This is a genomic window from Halobellus rufus (assembly GCF_000739575.1).
In the GTDB taxonomy this organism is placed as follows: Archaea; Halobacteriota; Halobacteria; order Halobacteriales; family Haloferacaceae; genus Haloquadratum; species Haloquadratum rufum.
On record NZ_BBJO01000014.1, the window covers coordinates 262,109 to 278,896 of the forward strand.

The following is a 16,788-nucleotide window of genomic DNA, read 5'->3' on the forward strand; positions in this document are numbered from 1 at the left end:
GTGCCCTCGGACAAGCCGATCCTGGAGGCGGCCGAAGAGGCGGGACTCGATCTGCCGTATCAGTGCCGGATGGGCGTCTGCGGGGTGTGCTCGGCGCTCCGCGTCGAAGAGGGCGAGACAGACCAAGTCGAGGGGATGTTCCTCTCGGGTTCCGAGAAAGAGGAGGGCTACGTTCTGACGTGCGTGGCCAAGCCGCGGTCGGATCTCAAGTTGCGCTCGAACGAGAGCCCCTGAGATCCGGACCCGTATTCGGACCGCGCAGCATTCTCCCCGCTTGTGTACTCTGTTCTCTAACTCGACTGACCCGCTCTCGTCCGATTGACTCACCAGTCACTCCTCGCGATTTTAACCCTTCGTTCGCATCTCTCCCTCCCTCGACGTGGTGACGAAACGGCTCGATCGGGACAGATGGGTGGCCGAGGATGTATACAATTCAGTATACAATTCCATCCGAGGCAGTTCTGTCCGTCCGACTGCACCACTCCAGAGGTAAATCACATATGTACGCCTGTTATCTACTCGGCTTACTGGGGTATCTAACCGAACATAATCAATGATTATTCGGAGTGTATACAAATTAGTATACAACGCGGGCCCGATGACGTCCGCCAATCAACGAAGCACCGTCAGTAACTGGTGAGCCTTCGCGGCCGTCGGAGGTTCGAGGAGCGCGTCGAGTGTAATGTTTAAGTCTTCGCCTACCATCGCCTGCGGTATGCACGTAACAGTCCTCGGAGCGGGGACGATGGGACACGGCATTGCACAGGTGAGCGCGATGGGGGGACACGACGTGGTCCTTCGCGACATCGAATCGGACTTGGTCTCCGAGGGAATCGACGCGATCCGATCGAACTTGCGGGGCGGGGTCGAACGCGAGAAACTCACCGAGGCCGAGATGGAATCCGCTCTCGACAACATCACCGGTGAGACCGACCTCGAAGCCGCCGTCGCCGGAACTGACCTCATCGTCGAGGCCGTTCCCGAGGACCTCGATCTGAAGAAGAGCGTCCTCGGCGACGCCGAGGACGCCGCGGCGGACGACACGGTGCTCGCGACGAACACGTCGTCGCTGTCTGTGACGGAACTCGCGAGCGCTCTCGAACGCCCGCAGGGGCTGATCGGACTGCACTTCTTCAATCCGGTGCACATCATGTCGCTTGTCGAGGTCATCGTCGGGGAACGAACCAGCGACTCGACGCAGTCGGTTGCGACTGAGTACGTCGACAGCATCGACAAGACGTCGGTCGTCGTTCGGGACACTCCCGGATTCGCGTCGTCGAGACTTGGCGTCGCACTCGGCGTCGAGGCGATTCGGATGGTCGAAGAGGGCGTCGCTTCGCCGCGCGACATCGACAACGCGATGGAACTGGGATACAACCACCCGATGGGGCCGCTGGAGCTCACGGACGTCGTCGGACTGGACGTCCGCTTGGACATCCTCGAATACCTGCGCGAGGAACTCGGTGAACGGTTCAAACCGCCTCAACTGCTCAAACGCAAGGTCCGGGCCGGGAAAGTCGGGAAGAAGTCGGGCGAGGGATTCTACGTGTGGGAGGACGGCGAAGCGGTCGGAATGAGCGGCGAGTGGGGGGACCGATGAGCGACGACGTCCTCGACCGAACGTTCGAGTCGCTTCGCGTCGACCGAAACGACGGCGTCGCCACGATCACGATCGACCGTCCCGACGATCGGAACGCGCTGAACGCGACGGTGAGAGACGAGCTCCGAACCGTCCTGCCGGCGATCGAAGACGCGGAGGAACGCGTCGCGGTCATCACGGGCTCCGAGGAGTGCAACGCCTTCGTCGCGGGCGCGGACGTCACCGAACTCCGCGAACGCGACCTCCTCGAACAGCGCGAGGCGAGCGCGCGACCGCGGATCTACGAACTCGTCGACGAACTGCGCACCCCGGTCGTCGCCCGGATCAACGGGCACGCCTTAGGCGGCGGCCTCGAACTCGCGATGGCCTGTGACGTTCGCGTCGCCGAGCAGGGTGGGAAACTCGGTCAGCCCGAGATCAACCTCGGGATCATCCCGGGCGGCGGCGGGACCCAGCGGTTGCCCCGCCTCGTCGGAGAGGGGCAGGCGATGCGGTTGATCCTCTCGGGCGAACTGATCGACGCCGACGAGGCGCACGAGATGGGGCTCGTCGATCTGGTGTGTTCCTCCGAGGAGTTCGACGAGCGCGTCGAGTCGTTGACGTCGGGGATCGCAGACAAGAGTCCGCTCGCGCTCGAGTTCGCCAAAGAGAGCATCCGTTCGGCCTCTCGGCTCCCGCTGGACGACGGGATCGATTACGAGGCGCAACTGTTCGTCCAACTGTTCGCGACCGAGGACAAAAACGAGGGCATCGACGCCTTCTTCGAGGACAGAGCGCCGGAGTGGGAGGGGAAGTGACAGGCCGGCGATTCGGGCTCTCTGCCCCCTGTAACCGATAACTATTAGTATTGGTAGAAAGACCCGACGTACGTAATGAAGGCATTCGACGAACTCGATCTAGAGTACTTCCAGACCGAGGTACGCAATCACGTTGGAGTCCTCCGCATCGACCGACCGCCGGTGAACGCGCACAACATCGACGTTCTGCTGGAGCTCCAGCGGGCCGTCGAGGGCGTTCGCTTCGACGACAACGTCCGCGTCTGCGTCTTCGGCAGCGCGAACGAGGACATCTTCTCGACCGGCTTCGACATCAACGCGCTGCAGGAGGAGAGCGGCGAGCAGGTCGGCTACGCGAGCCAGACCTCCAAGGAGATCATTATGAAGATGCGGACGACGGACACGCTGTTCATCGCGGAGGTCGACGGCCACTGTATGGGCGGCGGTCTCGAACTCGCGCTCGCGTGTGACTTCCGGTTCGTCGGCGACGACGACGACTACCGCATCGGGATGCCGGAGATCCACCTCGGACTCATCGCCGGCGAGGCCGGCACGCAGCTGCTCCCCCGCTACATCGACCGCTCGGACGCGCTCCGGATGATGGTCACCGGCGAGGAGCTGACCCCCGCAGAAGCCACCGAGAAGGGCATCTTCGACGAACTCCACGACCCCGAGGACCTCGAAGACGCGGTCTTCGAGTTCGCCGAGATGATCGTCGAGAAGCCGGCCGGTGCGGTCGGTCACAACAAGCTCGCCGTCAACGAGGGCCTCGAACTGCCGCTCTGGGACGCGCTGGCTCACGAGCGCGAACTGCAGAACCAACTGCTCGGCTCCGACATCGCGAAGGAGGGCGTCGACGCGTTCCTCGACAAGCGCGACCCCGACTTCCTCGGCGTCGAACTCGGCGACAAGGAACCCGGATCCGACGAATAACGCGTCGCGCTGCGACGTCGTCGGTCCCCGAGCTCACCTTTCTGCGGTCTGCTTTCGCGAACGGTATGGTCGGACGGGAGAACGTGAGCGACGACGCCACCTGTCGTCGGTGATCGCTGGAACCGGTGAGAAATCGGATCCCAGCCAACCTTAGCGGTTTTCCGAGAGACCGCTCTCCCGGACTCGGGCTTACAGGTTGACGTTGACGTTCTTCGCCTGCGTGTACTCGCCGATCGCTTCGGTGCCCTGCTCGCGACCGATACCGCTCTCTTTGACCCCGCCGAACGGCGTCTGCGGGAACGTCTGCGGGTACTCGTTGATGCTGACCATCCCGTATTCGAGGCGTTTCGCCATGTTGTGCGCCGTCGAGAGATCGCTCGTCCAGACGCCGGCGCTCAGTCCGAACGGCGAGTCGTTGGCGATCTCGACGGCCTCCTCGTAGTCGGAGAACTCGATCACGGACAGGACGGGGCCGAAGATCTCCTCGCGGGCGATCGTCATCTCGTTGTCGACGTCGGTGAACACTGTCGGCTCGATGAAGTAGCCCTGCTCCCTGTCCTCGGGGACGGACCCGCCCGTTTCGAGGGTCGCCCCCTCTTCGATACCGGTCTCGACGTAGTCCAGAACCTCCTGCCGTTGGTCCTCGCTCACGGCGGGGCCCATCTGTCCGTCGTCGTCGATGCCGCTACCGAGCGGCGTCGCCTCGGCGCGCTGGACGACGGCGTCGACGACCTCCTCGGCGACGTCCTCGTGAACGAGGAGCCGTGAGCCCGCCCAGCACATCTGACCGCAGTTCATGAAGATCCCGTAGTGGACGCCTTTCGCGGCCGCGTCGAGGTCGGCGTCGGGGAAGACGACGTTCGGACCCTTCCCGCCCAACTCCAGGGTAACGCCGGTGACGCTGTCGGCCGCCTCGGACATAATCTGCTTTCCGACGCCGGTGCTGCCGGTGAAGGCGACGTGATCGACCGTCGGATTCGAGACGAGGGCGCTACCGGCCTCCGAGCCGCGCCCCGGGACGACGTTGAGCACGCCGTCTGGGAGCCCCGCGGCCTCGGCGGCCTTCGCGTAGTAGAGCGCCGAGAGCGGCGTCGTCTTCGAGGGCTTGAGGACTGCGGTGTTGCCGCAGGCGAGCGCCGGCGCGAGGCTTCGCCCGGCGAGTTGGAAGGGGTAGTTCCACGGGGCGATGTGTCCGGTGACGCCCAGGGGCTCGCGCAGGGTGTAGTCGAGTCGATCGCCCGGCACGGGAATCGTCTCGCCGGTTAGTTTGTCCGCCCACCCGGCGTAATAGCGGAACGTGTCGATGACCATGTCCACGTCGAGACGCGCCTCGAAGGGGGTCTTGCCGTTGTCGTGGGACTCGACGAGGACGATCTCGTCGGCCATCGACTCGATCTCGTCGGCCATCGAACGCAGCGTCGCGGCGCGCTCGCTCGGTGCGGCGGTCCGCCACGCCGAATCGTGAGCGGCCGCCGCCTCCGCGGCCTCTACCGCTCGGTCGACGTCGGCCTCCGTGGCGCACGCGACCGTCGCGTAGACGTCCTCCGTCGCGGGGTCTACCGTTTCGAGCGTCGAGTCGGTCACCGAATCCGTCCACTCGCCGTCGATATACAGGGCTGTCGGGCCGTCGTATGGCATACACTTTCCAGTCCCACTATGCCGAGAAAAGTGTTGATATCGAGCGAGGGAACTACCGGAACTCCGGCCGCTCGTCGTTGAGGAACGCGTCCACTCCGGTCTCGTGCGGATCGCTCCCGTAGGCGAGGACTTGGAGGTAGGCCTCGCGCTCGAGGGCGTCTCGGAACGGGCGGCCGATGTTCTCGTGGATGCCGCGCTTGGTGAGCCCGAGAGTCTCGGTCGGCTTCCGCGAGAGCCGTTCGAGGAGGTCCTCGACGGTCTCGTCGAGATCTGCGCCGTCCACCGCGCGGTTGATCAGGTCCATCTCCGCGGCCTCCGCGGCGTCGAAGATGCGCCCGGTCATCGTCAGCTCCTTCGCGGTGCGGAGGCCGACGAGCGCGGGCAAGAGGAACGTCCCACCGGAGTCCGGAATCAGCCCCACGTTCCCGAACAACTCGCCGAATCGGGCTTCCTCGTCCGCGTACGCGAAGTCGCACGCGGCGACGACGTTCGTGCCCGCGCCGACGGCGTCGCCGTTGACCTTGGCGATCACCGGGATCGGAACGGTGAGAAGCGTCTCGACCAACGGGCTCAGCGTCGACTGCACGCGCTCGAACGCCTCGTGCGGCGTCTCGTCTCTGGCCGCCATCGCCTCGATGTCGCCGCCCGCGCAGAATGCGTCGCCATCGCCGGTCAGGACGACGGCCCTGACGTCCGACTCGCCGGCCGCTTCGAGCGCGCCGATCAACTCGGTCGCGGCGTCGGCGGTGAACGCGTTCTTCGCCTCCGGGCGATCGAACGACAGTGTCCGGACGCGGCCGTCCGTCTCGACTCGTACCATACCGCGAGTCCCGACCGGAAGGGTATAAATCCATCCGAAGCCCGTACCTTTTAGTTCTCAGTCGTCGAGCGGTCTGTATGACCGATGCGTACGTCATCGGTGCTGGGCAGTCAGATTTCGGGTCGTTCCCCTCGGAATCGTATCGATCGCTCTTCGACGATGCGTTCGACGAAGCGATAGACAGCATCGACAACGAGTTCGACACGGACGAGATCGACGAGGCGTTCCTCGGAACGCTCGGAGTCGGCGGACGGCAGTTGGGCCTGAGCGGCCCGGCAGTGACCGAACACCTGGGACTGCACGGCATTCCCACCACGCGCGTGGAGAACGCGTGTGCGGCCTCCGGGTACGCGCTCCGACAGGCCGTGATGGCGGTCCGGTCCGGGATGGCCGACGTCGTCCTCGCCGGCGGCTACGAGGTAATGACCGACATGAGCGGCGACCACACCAAGTGGTGGCTCGGCGTGAGCGGCGAGACCGAGTGGGAGCGGCTGTCGGGAACGACCTTCGCGGGCGTGTACGCCCAGATGGCGAGCGCGTATCTCCGCGAACACGACGCCACCGTCGAAGACCTCTCCCGCGTCGCGGTCAAGAACCACGCGAACGGCGCGCAGAACCCGCACGCACAGCTCGGATTCGAGTGCACGCTCGAAGACGCGATGAACGCCCCCGACGTGGCGGCCCCGCTGAACCTCTATCACTGCTGTCCGACGACCGACGGGGCCAGCGCCGTCGTCGTCGCCAGCGAGGAGGCCGCCCGGAAGTTCTCCGACGCGCCGGTTCGGGTGGCCGGCGCGGGCGCGGCCAGCGGACGCGTGGGCCTGTTCCAGCGGGATTCGCTGACCGGTATCCCCGCCTCCGAGACGGCCGCAGAGCGCGCGTACGACGAAGCCGGAATCTCGCCCGAGGACCTCGACTTCGCGGAGGTCCACGACTGCTTCGCCATCGCCGAGCTCGCCGCCTACGAGGACTTGGGATTCTGCGAGCGCGGCGAAGCGCCGCGGCTCCTGCGCGAGGGGGTCACGGACCCCGACGGCGACCTACCGGTGAACACCTCCGGCGGCCTCAAATCGAAGGGCCACCCCATCGGCGCGACCGGAACCGGGCAGGTCGTCGAGGCGTTCTCTCAACTTCGTGGGGAGGCCCACGTCCAGGTCGACGACCCCGAAGTCGGGCTCACCCACAACGTCGGCGGATCCGGCGGCGGCGTGACCGTCCACGTGTTCGAGCGGGTCGACGGAGGTGACCTATGAGCGCGACGCTCGGACTCGCCGCGACGGGCGTGTACGTGCCGCACCGGCGACTCTCGGCCGACGAGATCGAAGCCGCTTGGGGTACGTCTGCACCGGTCGATCGGGCCGCCGTCCCGGCGGCCGACGAGGACGCGCTCACGATGGCCGTCGCCGCGGGTCAGGAGGGGCTCGACGACTGGGACGGGGAACCGGCGGACGTGGCGAACCTGTTCGTCGCGACGACGACGCCGCCGCTCGCTGAGGAGGAGTTCGCCCCCCGAATCGCCGAGGCACTCGGCCTTTCCGTGGACGTGCGGACCGAGACCGCGACCCAGAGTACCGCTGCCGGGGCGGAGGCGCTCCTTGCCGGAGCGAACGCCGACGGCCCGGCGCTCGTCGTCGTCGCCGACGCACCGACTGGCGACGCCGCGGAGGCCGGCCAGCGCCTCGGTGCAGGAGCGGCGTCCTTCCTCTTCGCCGGAGACGGCGACGCGGTGCTCGTCGACAGCGCCCGCCGCTCCCGCGACGCACCGGGGATCAGGTTCCGCGAGCGCGACAGCGAGGCCGTGACCGGCCTCGACGTCACGACCTACGAGCGGGAGACGACCCGCGATCTGGTCGCCTCGGCGGTCGACGCGTTGGCGATCGACCACGAGGCCGTCGACGCCGCGAGTCTCCACCAACCGACGGGAGACATCCCGCACCGCATCGCGCGGGCGCTCCCGTACGGCGGTGGAGTCGTACAGCGCGGGACCGTCGTCGACGACGTCGGCGACGCCGGTGCCGCGACGGCCGCGATCGGACTGCTCGCGGCGCTCGCGGAGAGCGACCCCGGGTCGCTGACCGTCGCCGGGTTCTTCGGGAGCGGTGCGACCGCCGTCGCGCTCGCGTTCGAGACAGAGAGCGCGATCGGGGCCGACGTCGCATCCGCCGTCGAGTCGGGCGAGTCGGTCGACTACACCACGGCACTCCGCGAACGCGGGACGGTCGGCGAGACCGACGTCGCCGGTGGCGGCGCGCACGTCAGCCTTCCCTCTTGGCAACGGACGATCCCGCAGCGGTACCGCCTCGAAGCGGGACGCTGCCCCGAATGCGGCGCGGTCGCCTTCCCCCCGGATGGGGCGTGCCCGGAGTGCCACGAGCGAGTCGAGTTCGAGACCGAACCGCTGTCGCGGACCGGGGAGGTCGTCGCCGTCACCGTCATCGGACAGGGCGGCGCGCCGCCGGAGTTCGTCGAACACCAGCGCCGCGACGGGCCCTTCGCGGTCGCGATTCTGGAGGTTCCGACGGCGGACGGGTCCGACGGGACCGCGCGGTTCCCCGCACAGTTGACCGGCTCCGATTCGACCGACGTTTCTGTCGGTGACCGCGTCACCGGTCGGCTCCGCCGCATCTACAGCGTCGAGGGCGTCACCCGGTACGGTCTCAAGTTCGTCCCCGAGTAGCGGTGGCCGTCTGCGGAGCGCCTCCCCGATTCGACGTCTCGCTGCGCCCGAGGTTCCGCCGCGATTGACGCACTGCTGTGTCTGTGATCGGGGTCTTCTGCGATGTCGTCTGACGCGGAAAGACCGCGACTGACGTCGGTATCGAACCGCAGAGAACAGTAGGCGCGCGGTGAGGTCGCGGTCGGCGAGTCGGTCCCGCCTTTCCCGTCTGTGGACCGCGTCAGTCCTTGTACTGCTGGCGCTCGCGCTCCCGGAGCTTCACGCGCTGGATCTTCCCGGTCTCCGTCCGGGGGAGCTCGTCGACGAACTCGACCCGTCGCGGGTACTTGTACGGGGCCAGCGTGTTCTTGACGTGGTTCTGCAGCGTGTCGACCAGGTCGTCGTCACCCTCGACGCCCTCGGGGACGACCACGAACGCCTTCACCACTTGACCGCGTTCCTCGTCGGGAGAGCCCACGACCGCGACCTCCGAGACCTCCTCGCGCTCTTCGAGGACCGCCTCGACCTCGGGACCGGGGATGTTGTACCCGCTGGAGATGATGAGGTCGTCCTCTCGGGCCTTGTACTCGAGCCGTCCGTCCTCGCGGTGGACGTAGATGTCGCCGGGGAGGCTCCAGCCGTCGATGAGAGCCTCCTCCTGCTTCTCGGGGCGGTTCCAGTAGGAGATGCCGGTGGGCCCGCGGACGGCCAGCAGTCCGGCCTCGCCGCGGGGCAGTTCCTCGCCGGTGTCGGGGTCGACGACCTTGCACTCGTATCCGGGGACGGGGTATCCCGTCGCACCGGGGTCGATCTCCTGTCCCTCGCGGTGGCTCACGAAGATGTGCAGCATCTCCGTCGTCCCGATCCCGTCGTAGATCTCGACGCCGTAGTCGTCTTTGAATCGGTTGAAGGTGCTGTGTGTGAGGGGTTCGCCGGCGCTCACCGCGAGACGGAGCGAACTCGTGTCGAACTCCTCGGGCCCGTCGGGGAACTTCGAGAGAATCTGGTTGTACGCCGTCGGGATCGAGCAGAGGATCGAGATTCCGTGGTTCTCGACGGCTTCGAGCAGGTCTCCGGGCGAGGCGTTCTCGACGAGGCTCGACGTCGCGCCGAACCGAAGCGGGAAGGTCAGGAGGTCGCCGTACCCGTAGGCAAACGGCAGCGGCGGGTTGCCCCCGAAGACGTCGTCCTCGGTGACGTTGAGGCAGTACCGCGCGTAACTGTCCGCCGTCGAGAGGACCTGGCGGTGGGTGTGCGTCGCGCCCTTCGGCTGACCCGTCGTCCCGGACGTGTACAGCATCAGCGCGAGGTCGTCGCGTTCGGTCGGGTAGGGCTCCAACTCCTCGTCGGCGCTCTCGGTAAGTTCGTCGTAATCGGTGTGGTCGTGCTCGACGCCGTTTCGCTGCACGGCGACGACGGTCTCGACGGTGTCGAGGTCCGGGAGCGCCTTGTTGATCTCCTCGAGGAGGTCGTCGTAGACGATGACGGCCGACGCCTCCGCGTTGTTGATGATGTGGACGAGCTCCTTCGCGCGGAGGAGCTTCATCGACGGAAGCGCGACTGCGCCGATCTTCTGGACCGCCAGACAGGAGACGATCGCCTCCGGGCGGTTGGTGAAGCGGACGACGACCCGGTCACCGGGCTCGACGCCCTTCTCGGCGAGTCCGTTTCCGAGGCGGTTGACCCGACGCTGGAGATCGCTGTAGGTGATCTCGTCGTCCCCGAACCGGATCGCGACGTTGTCGCCACGCCCCGCTTCGACGTGTCGGTCGACCAGTTCGGCTGCGACGTTCAGTTCCTCTTTGTAGTGAAGCTCCGGCAGCGGATGGACGAGATCCGGCCCCTCGTCGGGAAGATACGCCTGTGGTACGTTCTCTTGCATCGTTCATTACTGGAATGATGGATTATGGAAAAATACTTTACGGTCGAGTTGATCCCTCTCCGTCACTAATTCGCCTCACGATCGTCACGGTAGCGAACGGAAATTCGGTCTCGAACGGACCGAATTTGAAACTGAGACGGGAGTGCGTCCAATCGCTGTGCTCTCTGTGATCGGAGTCGGTTTGGTGTGTGGTATGGACCGGCACATTAAAATAGGATTAATAATAGTGTTCGTATAGAAATGACGCAGAAGGCTCTCGATCGGCGCAAACTCCTGAAGGCGACTGGCGCGGCAGCAACCGTCGGCCTCCTCGCAGGATGTTCCAGCGGCGGCAACGGGGACGGCGGCGACTCCGGAGGGGACTCCGGCGGCGACGGCGGCGACAGTGGGAACGAGGATACCGAAACATCCGGCGGCGGCGACAGCGAGGGAGACATCAACATCGGTTCGGTCCAACCGCTCTCCGGCGGATTCGCACCGTGGGGACAGGCCCACTCGGCCGGGCTGGCGTTCGCGATCGACGAGATCAACGCCGACGGCGGGGTCTTGGACGGGCAGAACCTGAACATCGTGGAGGCGAACTCCGAGAGCGACCCGGCGGAGGCGTCGTCGATCTTCGAGCGGTTCGCCGAACAGAACGACATCGTGGCCGCCACCGGCCCGGTGAGCTCCGACGTCGGTATCCGCACCTCCCGGACGGCACAGGAACTCGGGATTCCGATGGTGATGCACATGGCCGGCTCCGACGAGACGATCACCGAGGAGACGCTGCACTCGTTCAGACTGGGACTGCTGCCCGCGGCGACGACGATGCAGGCGCAGGCGCAGTTCGTCGCCGACGCGGGCTACCAGAACGTCGCCGCCATCGTCGGCGACTACGCGTGGGGGCAGTCCGTTCGGACGGCCATTCAGGACAACTTCGACGTGAACGTGGACATCCAGGTCGCTCCCGTCGGCGCGAGCGACTTCTCCTCGTACATCCGTCAGATCTCACAGGACGTGGAGATGGTCATCGCCACCGGCCACCCGCCGGGTTCGCTGACCATCGCTCAGCAGCTGTACGAACTCGGATACGAACCGGACGTCATCTCGGGTCCCGGCCTCCCACCCGCCGTCATCAGCTCTGCGCTGGGTGAGAACGTGGACCGCGGGTTCACGCACATCCATATGAGCGACGTGTACACCGAAGAGTACGCCGAGGTGGCGCAGCGATTCGGAGAGGAGGTCGGCGAACAGTTCGACACGCACACCTCCTACGGGTACGTCACGGGCAAGATGATCGCGCAGGCGATCGAGAACGCCGGCGAGGCCGACCCCGAGGCGATCACCGAGGCCATCCGGAGCATCGAGTTCGACACGCTGTTCCCCGAACCGATTCAGTACTCCGAGTACGGCGAACTGAAGAACCAGGTCCAGTTGTACAGTTCGCTCACCACGGAAGCGCCCTCGTACTACTCTGAGGGAAGCTACAGCCTCCAAGAGGAGTTCCGCACGGAGCCCCTCCCGGCGCTCCCGCCCGAGGAGTAATCCGGCTCCCCGTTTCCGGATTCACCCCCGGTTTCAATCGTTCGACCACCTACGACAAGATGCACTTGACTGACTCGCTCGTGAAGTCGAAAAGTATACACCAGTATCCCTAATGAGTAGAGACTAGATGGTAACAATTAGCACATTGGCGGCGCTCGCCGTTGACGGACTCGCCTTCGGCGCGTCCTTAGCGCTGCTCGGCGTTGGAATCACGCTCGTTTACGGTCTCGGGGAGGTGTTGAACCTCGCAATCGGCGCGTTCGCAGTCATCGCGGCCATTCTGGCCTCGTTGTTGATCGACCAAGGGATGTCGTTGCCGGTTGCGATCGCAGGAGGGCTCGCGTTCGTCGGCGTCTTCGGTCTCGTCGTCGACCGGACGCTCCTCTCGCTGGTGTACCGCTCTGACGGCGAAGAGCGGATCCTGATCGGGATCTTCACCACGCTCGGGCTGACCGTCCTCCTGGAGGGAGTGATGGTGAACTACGTCTCCTCGCAGTACTCGCTCCCGCTCGGCCTCGATCCGATTCGCGTCGGGGCCGCGGTGGTGACCGGGACGTCGGTCGCGAGCATCGTCATCGCCGCGGTGGTGCTCGCCGTCCTGTTCCTCTTCTTGAACCGGACGTTCCTCGGGAAGGCGACTCGAACCATCTTCCAAGACGAGCGCGGCGCGCGTCTCGTCGGGATCAACCCCCGGAAGATTCGGACGCTGGTGTTCGTCCTCTCCGTGCTCGTCGCGGGGCTGGCCGGCGTCCTCGCGGCCGCTCGCTCGAACGTCAGCGTCGCGACGAGCTTCGAGTTCACGACCTTCGCGCTCATCGTCTCGATCGTCGGCGGGGTTCGCAGCCTCGTGGGGGCCGTCGTCGCCGGACTCCTCTTGGGTCTCATCAACACGATGGCGAACTTCTTCGTCGGTTCGTACTTCGCGACGATCATCCTCTTCGGTGCCGCGATCGTCTTCCTGCTCTTCCGTCCGGAGGTGATGTCGTCGTGAGCGACTTCCTCCCGGGCGGGCGCAAACTCGCGCTCGTGGGACTGCTGTTCGTGCTCGCCCCGCTGCCGGTGATGGGCAGCGGCTACTTCGTCGGCGTCCTCTCGCGGACGCTGCTCTTCGCGCTCTTCGCGATCGCGCTGAACATCGTCTTCGGGCACAACGATCAGCTGTTCCTCTTCATGGGCGGTCTCGGCGGTATCGGCGCGTACACCACCGCGCTCATCGCCGACAGCGTCGGTGTCTCCGCGTGGCTGGCGCTCCCAGTCGCGGCGGTTATCGCCGGGCTCATCGGCCTGTCGGTCAGCTGGATCTCCGCGCGCCGGAGCTTCACCGTCATCCTGATCTCGATCCTGACGCTGAACCTCCAGCTCGTGTTCTCGGAGGCCTTCATCGGGGCCCGCGGTCTGACCGGCGGCTCGACCGGCTTCCCGTACGAGCTGTTCACGCTGAGCGGGATCGCCGAGGCCGCGGGCGTCCCGACCGCAGTGGTCATCTACTACGTCATCCTGGCGTTCTTCCTGGCCGCGATGGTGCTGTACATCTGGCTCATCAACTCCAAGTACGGAATCGCGTTCGAGGCGATCCGCGAGGACGAGATGGCCGCCGAGTCGATCGGGATCGACGTGGTCCGATACAAGTCCATCGCGGGCTTCATCGCCGGCGTCATCATCGCCATCGCGGGGACGTTGCTGGCGCGGGAAGCCACGTACATCACCCCCTCGATCTTCACGTTCCTCGCGGTCGACGTGATCGCGCTGGTCGTCCTCATCGTGGGCGGGATCCGCCAGACCTACGGCCCGATCGTGGGCGCGGTCATCGTCGAGGCGATCGAGGCGATCCTCGGGACCTACGCCGCCAACTGGCGGACCGCCATCTTCGGTGCGCTCCTCATTCTCCTGTTCCTGTACTTCCGCAGCGGCGTCATCGTCAAAGCTCAGGAGTTCTTGGAGGACCGGGACGTCTCTCTCGGCGGTGGCAACGGCGGTACCGCAGCCGTCGACACCGGGGGCGACGGCTAGCCGCGCGGCCGGTTCTCATTCCCGGACTGCGAGCGCTTTTCTTGATGTTTGACGAGGCAAAACCGTTATTAGGTGGCGGGGGTCTGTATATAGGTACCAATGCTTGAGGCCGCGAACATCCGGAAGAAGTTCGGTGGTCTCGTCGCGGTCGACGGGGTCGACCTGGAGATCGGAAACGGCGAGATCGTCGGGCTCATCGGACCCAACGGTGCCGGAAAGACGACGCTCTTCAACACCATCACGGGGGTGCTCGAACCGGAGCAAGAGACGGAGATCACGTTCAACGGCGAGGACATCGTCGCGCTCGGGACGCACGAGATCGCCCGTGCGGGGCTGCTTCGAACGTTCCAGATCGTTCGGGTGTTCGGCGAGATGTCCGTCTTCGAGAACGCCGTCGCCGGCGCGCTCTTCGGAACCGAGGAGTCGATTTCACAGGAGGAGGCCGAAGACAGAGCCCGGGAGGCGCTCGCGTTCGTCGGCCTCGAGGACAAGGCGGATATGCAGGCGGAGAACCTCCCGATTGCACAACAGAAACAGCTCGAACTGGCTCGGGCCGTGGCCTCCGAACCGGACCTCGTCTTGCTCGACGAGATCGCGAGCGGTCTCACGCCGGGCGAGATCGAAGAGCTGTCCGATACGATCCGTCGTCTTCGGGACGAACTGGGGATCTCGGTATTTTGGATCGAACACATCATGGACGCGATTATGGGAACCGCAGACCGCATCATCGTACTCAAGAGCGGCGAGAAGATCGCCGAGGGAACGCCCGAAGAGATCAGGAACGATCAGGTCGTGACTGAAGCCTACCTCGGAGCGGAGGACGAATCGTGATCGCGCTCGACTCCGTCGACGTCTCCTACGGGAACATCCAGGTCATCTGGGACTTCGACTTCGAGGTCTCCGAGGACGCGGGCGTCGTCTCGCTGGTCGGTCCCAACGGCGCGGGGAAGTCGACGCTGCTGCGGGTGATGTCCGGGCTTCACCCCGTCGACTCCGGGACCGTGACCGCGTGGGGCGAGGACGTCTCGACGCTGGACTCCTCGGAGATCGTGAAGAAGGGCTTCGTCCACGTCTCAGAGGAGCGGAACCTGTTCGGAGAGATGACCGTACGGGAGAACCTAGAGATGGGGGCGTACACCGAGCGTGACAATCTCGAAGAGACGATGCAGGAGGTCTACGAGGTCTTCCCGATTCTCGAGGAGCGCTCGGACCAGTTGGCGCGGTCGATGAGCGGCGGCCAACAGCAGATGCTCGCGATCGGCCGTGGACTGATGGCCCGCCCGAAGATCCTCGCGCTCGACGAGCCGTCGGAGGGGCTGGCACCGCAGATCACCGACCGCGTCTTCGAGAAGATCGAAGACATCAGCGAGGACATCACCGTCCTCCTGGTCGAACAGCACGTGAACCGCGCCCTGAAGATGGCCGACCGCGCATACCTGATCGAGAACGGCAGGATCGTCAAAGAGGACACCGGAACGCGGCTCTTAGAGAGCGACCACGTCAAGGACGCGTACCTCTGAGCGATGGTTCGCTACTTCGAGGACATCACACCGGAGGAGACGCACGACCTCGGCTCTTACACCGCCGACCGGGACGAACTGATCGAGTTCGCCCAACGGTACGATCCCCAGCTAATCCACGTCGATCCGGAGGTTGCGCGGGAGACGATGTACGGCGGTCTCATCGCCAGCGGCTGGCACACGGCCGGTTCGTGTATGGCGCTCTTGGTGGAGGGATTCCTGTCGGAGACGGCGACGCTCGGCTCCTTCGGACTCGAGGAACTCCGCTGGCGCACGCCGGTCCGGCCGGGCGACACCGTACGGGCGGAACTCGCGGTCGTGGAGACGACGGCCTCGGAGAGCCGCGACGACCGCGGATACGTCACGCTCGACGTCCGAGCCGAAAACGAGCAGGGAGAGGAGGTCGTCTACTGGCGGTCGACGAACATCTTTCTCACGCGGGACGGCGGCGACGAGTGGCCGACCGCCGAGTGACGGCGTTACGCCTCGAACGGAGCCAGCATCTCGGCGGTGAACGCCGTCGGCGCTCCGCTGCGATCGAAGCACCCGTACTCGGAGACGCCCTCGATGCGGACCTCGCCGTCGGTACGGAACGTGTGCGCGATTCGAACGGTATCCTCCGTGACCGCGCGGACGTCGCACTCCACCGAGAGGCGCGAGTCGAACAGCACCGGCGATTTGAACTCCCAGTGCCAATCGCGCAGCCGGAACGGTTGGCGGTCGCCCGCGAGGTCGCTCAGGTGCGTCGCGTGTTCGGAGAGGAAGGACTCGAGCGCGACGTCGGCGAACCGCGGATACTCCTCGAAGTACGCCAACTCGGACCCCTCGATGTGGGGACTCCGGACGTCGAACGATCGCTCGAAGGTGGGGTGGGATCCCGGGTCGCCGTCTTCGGCGGCAGGACCGACGTCGACACGTCGCTCGGCCTGTAGCTCTTCGAGTCGGGCTTTCGTCGCTTCCGGAAGGGACAACGCGCCGCCCTCGGGAGCGATCGTGACGTGGGTCATCTCCGCCGTCGAGAGCGGGTCGCCGTCGCCGTCGACCATCTCGTAGACCAACTGGACGCTGGACTCGCCCACGTGCGTGGGCGTCACCTCCACGCTGACCGTGTCGTCGAACGTCGGGTAGCGATGGACCGTCGTGTCGAGCCCGACGGGAGCATACGGGATGGCGTCGCCATCGACCAGTTCCTGAAACGAGTACTCGACCGCCGCGGCCAGTTCCTGCGTCGAAACGAGCTGCCAATCGAAGAACATCGCGCCGTGAACCAACGGTCCGGCCAGTTCGCCGAAGCGAACCTGGTGGTCGTCAATAGTACGCATACGGGTGAGTCGTCATCGGCTCATAATAGCGTTTTGGACTGCGGAGAAACGCCGGGTTCGGCCCAGCTCGGAACCGGCCTACGACAGCAGATCGAGCGCGGTCT

General features: G+C 65.6%; 16 protein-coding genes. 12 read left to right on the top strand and 4 right to left on the bottom strand.

Annotated elements, in window-relative coordinates; all coding sequences use genetic code 11:
- The 4 genes from ACP99_RS07790 to ACP99_RS07805 all read left to right on the top strand — a co-directional run bounded on the left by ACP99_RS07790 (position 1) and on the right by ACP99_RS07805 (position 3,309).
- Entirely contained in the window at positions 1-234 is a 234-nt protein-coding gene (locus tag ACP99_RS07790) for a 2Fe-2S iron-sulfur cluster-binding protein (RefSeq protein ID WP_394324862.1), read from the top strand.
- 481 nt (positions 235-715) lie between these two features.
- A complete protein-coding gene (locus tag ACP99_RS07795; protein WP_049986048.1) occupies positions 716-1,600 on the top strand; it encodes a 3-hydroxyacyl-CoA dehydrogenase family protein in 885 nt (294 codons plus the stop codon).
- A complete protein-coding gene (locus tag ACP99_RS07800) occupies positions 1,597-2,397 on the top strand; it encodes an enoyl-CoA hydratase/isomerase family protein (RefSeq protein ID WP_049986049.1) in 801 nt (266 codons plus the stop codon). The genes ACP99_RS07795 and ACP99_RS07800 overlap by 4 nt, the downstream gene beginning before the upstream one ends.
- Before the next feature lie 75 nt (positions 2,398-2,472).
- The gene (locus ACP99_RS07805) at positions 2,473-3,309 is read left to right on the top strand and encodes an enoyl-CoA hydratase/isomerase family protein (RefSeq protein WP_049986050.1); all 837 of its coding nucleotides are present in this window, start codon (positions 2,473-2,475) and stop codon (positions 3,307-3,309) included.
- Between the two features lie 189 nt (positions 3,310-3,498).
- On the opposite strand, the gene ACP99_RS07810 is transcribed toward ACP99_RS07805, so the two are convergent.
- Both ACP99_RS07810 and ACP99_RS07815 read right to left on the bottom strand, forming a co-directional pair.
- Positions 3,499-4,947, bottom strand: coding sequence for an aldehyde dehydrogenase family protein (locus ACP99_RS07810; RefSeq protein ID WP_049986051.1), 1,449 nt, complete (start codon positions 4,945-4,947; stop codon positions 3,499-3,501).
- 52 nt (positions 4,948-4,999) lie between these two features.
- Positions 5,000-5,767, bottom strand: coding sequence for an enoyl-CoA hydratase/isomerase family protein (locus tag ACP99_RS07815; RefSeq protein ID WP_049986052.1), 768 nt, complete (start codon positions 5,765-5,767; stop codon positions 5,000-5,002).
- Between the two features lie 77 nt (positions 5,768-5,844).
- On the opposite strand from ACP99_RS07815, the gene ACP99_RS07820 reads away from it, so the two are divergent.
- Both ACP99_RS07820 and ACP99_RS07825 read left to right on the top strand, forming a co-directional pair.
- Entirely contained in the window at positions 5,845-7,020 is a 1,176-nt protein-coding gene (locus ACP99_RS07820; protein ID WP_049986053.1) for a thiolase domain-containing protein, read from the top strand.
- Entirely contained in the window at positions 7,017-8,444 is a 1,428-nt protein-coding gene (locus tag ACP99_RS07825; protein WP_049986054.1) for a zinc ribbon domain-containing protein, read from the top strand. Before ACP99_RS07820 ends, ACP99_RS07825 begins: the two co-directional genes overlap by 4 nt.
- 220 nt (positions 8,445-8,664) lie before the next feature.
- On the opposite strand, the gene ACP99_RS07830 is transcribed toward ACP99_RS07825, so the two are convergent.
- Positions 8,665-10,305, bottom strand: a complete 1,641-nt coding sequence (locus ACP99_RS07830; protein WP_049986055.1) for an acyl-CoA synthetase — start codon at positions 10,303-10,305, stop codon at positions 8,665-8,667.
- 240 nt (positions 10,306-10,545) lie between these two features.
- Here ACP99_RS07830 and ACP99_RS07835 point away from each other — a divergent pair, with 240 nt between their 5' ends.
- From ACP99_RS07835 to ACP99_RS07860, 6 genes are all read left to right on the top strand, one after another.
- Positions 10,546-11,832 carry an ABC transporter substrate-binding protein gene (locus ACP99_RS07835; RefSeq protein ID WP_049986056.1) on the top strand — a complete coding sequence of 429 codons (1,287 nt, stop codon included), beginning with the start codon at positions 10,546-10,548 and terminating at the stop codon, positions 11,830-11,832.
- 127 nt (positions 11,833-11,959) lie between these two features.
- Entirely contained in the window at positions 11,960-12,823 is an 864-nt protein-coding gene (locus ACP99_RS07840; RefSeq protein ID WP_049986057.1) for a branched-chain amino acid ABC transporter permease, read from the top strand.
- Positions 12,820-13,842, top strand: a complete 1,023-nt coding sequence (locus ACP99_RS07845; RefSeq protein ID WP_049986058.1) for a branched-chain amino acid ABC transporter permease — start codon at positions 12,820-12,822, stop codon at positions 13,840-13,842. Before ACP99_RS07840 ends, ACP99_RS07845 begins: the two co-directional genes overlap by 4 nt.
- 99 nt (positions 13,843-13,941) lie before the next feature.
- Positions 13,942-14,673: an ABC transporter ATP-binding protein gene (locus ACP99_RS07850; protein WP_049986059.1), complete on the top strand. Its 732-nt coding sequence runs from the start codon at positions 13,942-13,944 to the stop codon at positions 14,671-14,673.
- Positions 14,670-15,362 (top strand): ABC transporter ATP-binding protein, encoded by a 693-nt coding sequence (locus ACP99_RS07855; RefSeq protein ID WP_049986060.1) that lies wholly within the window; start codon positions 14,670-14,672, stop codon positions 15,360-15,362. Before ACP99_RS07850 ends, ACP99_RS07855 begins: the two co-directional genes overlap by 4 nt.
- A 3-nt stretch (positions 15,363-15,365) precedes the next feature.
- Entirely contained in the window at positions 15,366-15,836 is a 471-nt protein-coding gene (locus tag ACP99_RS07860) for a MaoC family dehydratase (RefSeq protein WP_049986061.1), read from the top strand.
- A 5-nt stretch (positions 15,837-15,841) separates the two neighbouring features.
- Here ACP99_RS07860 and ACP99_RS07865 read toward each other — a convergent pair whose 3' ends face one another.
- Entirely contained in the window at positions 15,842-16,684 is an 843-nt protein-coding gene (locus tag ACP99_RS07865; protein ID WP_049986062.1) for an acyl-CoA thioesterase, read from the bottom strand.
- Between the last annotated feature and the right edge of the window lie 104 nt (positions 16,685-16,788).

What these genes read in the sequence shown, in the direction of transcription:
- ACP99_RS07820 (WP_049986053.1), top strand. Translation starts at nt 5,845, where the DNA reads ATGACCGATGCGTACGTCATCGGTGCTGGGCAGTCAGATTTCGGGTCG.
- ACP99_RS07860 (WP_049986061.1), top strand. Translation starts at nt 15,366, where the DNA reads ATGGTTCGCTACTTCGAGGACATCACACCGGAGGAGACGCACGACCTC.
- ACP99_RS07830 (WP_049986055.1), bottom strand. Translation starts at nt 10,305, where the DNA reads ATGCAAGAGAACGTACCACAGGCGTATCTTCCCGACGAGGGGCCGGAT.
- ACP99_RS07840 (WP_049986057.1), top strand. Translation starts at nt 11,960, where the DNA reads ATGGTAACAATTAGCACATTGGCGGCGCTCGCCGTTGACGGACTCGCC.
- ACP99_RS07815 (WP_049986052.1), bottom strand. Translation starts at nt 5,767, where the DNA reads ATGGTACGAGTCGAGACGGACGGCCGCGTCCGGACACTGTCGTTCGAT.
- ACP99_RS07825 (WP_049986054.1), top strand. Translation starts at nt 7,017, where the DNA reads ATGAGCGCGACGCTCGGACTCGCCGCGACGGGCGTGTACGTGCCGCAC.
- ACP99_RS07865 (WP_049986062.1), bottom strand. Translation starts at nt 16,684, where the DNA reads ATGCGTACTATTGACGACCACCAGGTTCGCTTCGGCGAACTGGCCGGA.
- ACP99_RS07850 (WP_049986059.1), top strand. Translation starts at nt 13,942, where the DNA reads ATGCTTGAGGCCGCGAACATCCGGAAGAAGTTCGGTGGTCTCGTCGCG.
- ACP99_RS07795 (WP_049986048.1), top strand. Translation starts at nt 716, where the DNA reads ATGCACGTAACAGTCCTCGGAGCGGGGACGATGGGACACGGCATTGCA.
- ACP99_RS07805 (WP_049986050.1), top strand. Translation starts at nt 2,473, where the DNA reads ATGAAGGCATTCGACGAACTCGATCTAGAGTACTTCCAGACCGAGGTA.
- ACP99_RS07810 (WP_049986051.1), bottom strand. Translation starts at nt 4,947, where the DNA reads ATGCCATACGACGGCCCGACAGCCCTGTATATCGACGGCGAGTGGACG.
- ACP99_RS07800 (WP_049986049.1), top strand. Translation starts at nt 1,597, where the DNA reads ATGAGCGACGACGTCCTCGACCGAACGTTCGAGTCGCTTCGCGTCGAC.
- ACP99_RS07835 (WP_049986056.1), top strand. Translation starts at nt 10,546, where the DNA reads ATGACGCAGAAGGCTCTCGATCGGCGCAAACTCCTGAAGGCGACTGGC.